Source organism: Micromonospora sp. ALFpr18c, assembly GCF_008868155.1.
Lineage (GTDB): Bacteria > Actinomycetota > Actinomycetes > Mycobacteriales > Micromonosporaceae > Micromonospora.
Map to the genome: position 1 here is coordinate 1 of NZ_WBKR01000360.1, position 2,228 is coordinate 2,228.

The window sequence follows — 2,228 nt, forward strand, 5'->3', positions numbered from 1 at the left end:
CTCTGCTGGCAACGCCTGAACGCCCTACCCACACCCACCTGACCAGCAACAACCGTCCCAGCGAGCCGGAAAGGGCCGCACCCCGGGAATCGGAGACCCGGCACACCGTCGTGACAGACGACGCACACACCTCACACCATAAGGGACAAAACGGTCAAGCCGAAAGCCGTACCAAGGGATCAATACCCTCTGACGGATCGAGGATGGGAGTAGCTATGGGAATGCCGACTGCCGAAACGCTCCATAGGATGGCTTTGGAGGAGCTGTCCTGCCGAATCTATGCCGGTGACGACCTACCGGCAAGTCTGCGGGGGAGTGATACCGGCTTGCAGAAGTTTTGGAACGATTGGGAAAGGGCGGCCTGCGAGAATACGGGTTCGCGGTGGGAACAACTTCTGACGCTAATTGACGGTAGCGCCGACGTTGAAGCGTCGAAACGAATATGGGGAGGGACTGCGCGGTATAACGATCATGCGCGCGAGAAGGAGTTGTTGTCTACGGTGGCTTCAAGAGCTCATGCCTTCGGCACCCTTATCCAAGATTGCGGGTCAAGGGAGGCTGCCCTGGATTCGAAAGTGGCGAAACTTGTATCGCCGCTGACCAAAGCTGAGGCAATGGCCGGAATAGATGCCGCCCCTTTCGGCGTCACCTTCCGTACCGTCGCCGCTTCAACGCGTTCTTTCAGTCGCCCATTATCGGTGGTGAGGGGAAGCTCCGGGGCGTCTGCCATGGTGCGCCCGGGAGAGGTTGCTGCCTGGGCTCCCCACTATCCTAATCCTCATGGCAGGACTCAGGCACGTTGACCATTTGCTCGTTTCGCGGCATGCCGAGTATTTGTAGTGGTCGGTAGGGGTTCCGCCATGGCCCCGGCGTTGTTCGGGCTTGAGGTATTCTGTCCAGGTTGGGATCGAGCAGAGCGGTAGTTGTGGACGAGCGCGACTTCTGATGATCTTTCGGGTGCTTACGCCAGAAGATCGTTTCAGGAGTCGCGCTCGTGTCGTCATCTTCCCCGATCAGCCCTGTTGTCGACCGCCTCGCCGAGCTGGCCTTGTGGGAAGCCGAACTCGCGGTAGACCCGGGTGGGGTTCGCCCGTTGTCGGTGGCGTCGTCGCTGCTCGACCGGCTCCGGCAGGTGCCCGACCCGCAGCGGTTACGAGGACTTCGGCATCCGCTGCTGGTGATCCTGGTGCTGACCGCCTGCGCCACGCTGGTAGCGGGAAACGACTCGGTGACTGCGATCCGGCAGTGGGCGGCGCGGACCCCGCAGGATGTCCTGCACCGCCTCGGGGCCCGGTTCAACCCGCTGCTCGGCCGGTACACGCTGCCCAGCGAACGGACGTTCCGGCGGGTCCTGGCCGGTCTGGACGGTGACGCCATCGACGCAGCGACCTGCGGATACGCCGCCGACGTCGTCCATGGCGACGCCCCGATCCCGGTCATCGCCGCCACCGAAGACGAGCCCGTGGAACGTGAGCAGCGCCGCGCTGCGGGCGGTGACCCGGCCCGTCCCGACCGGGCTGCTGCCCGCCGTCGCGGTCGATGGGAAACTGCTGCGCGGCACCCGCACCACGAGCAAGAAGACCGCCAGCCTGATCACCGGAGCACTGAACGCCCACTACACGCTGATCCTGAAGGGGAACCAGGCCCTCGCACTCCAAGCCGCCCAGGCCTTGCTGTCCGGTACCGACACCGAGTTCATCGATCACACCGACGTCGACGAGGACCGGGGACACAGGCGTACCGCACGCCGAACCCTGCAGGTCGCACCCTACGACGACAGCCTGATCCCCGGCGCCCGGCAAGTCCTCCGCCTATGCCGCGACACCGGCGGACTCGACGGCATCCGCACGAGCAAAGACATCATCCACCGCATCGTCAGCCTGACCACCGACCTGACCGGCCCACACCACCCCAACGCCTACGCCCGGGAGCATTGGTCCATCGAAAACCGTCTGCACTGGACCCGGGACGTGACCTTTTCGAGAAGACGATTCCCAGCTCAGGACCGGTACCGCCCCACGAACCCTGGCCAGCTTCCGCCTCGCCGGACGCGCGAACATCGCCCACGCCCGCCGCGACCTGCACGACCGCACCGACACCTTCGCCGTCGACGGCATCAAACAAGCCATGATCAAACCGGACACCCCCAAACAACGCCGGGCCGTGAGCCCGCACCGGCACCGGACCCGCCGCCCTCGCCGGGCGAGGGAGGTGAGTGGGGTGGGTTG

The 2,228-nt window shown here is 64.8% G+C and carries 2 pseudogenes; both read left to right on the forward strand.

The window, feature by feature from the left end:
- Positions 1–1,177 precede the first annotated feature (1,177 nt).
- Positions 1,178–1,330 (forward strand): annotated as a pseudogene (locus tag F8271_RS34340) (ISAs1 family transposase); the annotation flags it as partial.
- 139 nt (positions 1,331–1,469) lie between these two features.
- A pseudogene (locus tag F8271_RS33625) lies at positions 1,470–2,228 on the forward strand (hypothetical protein); the annotation flags it as partial.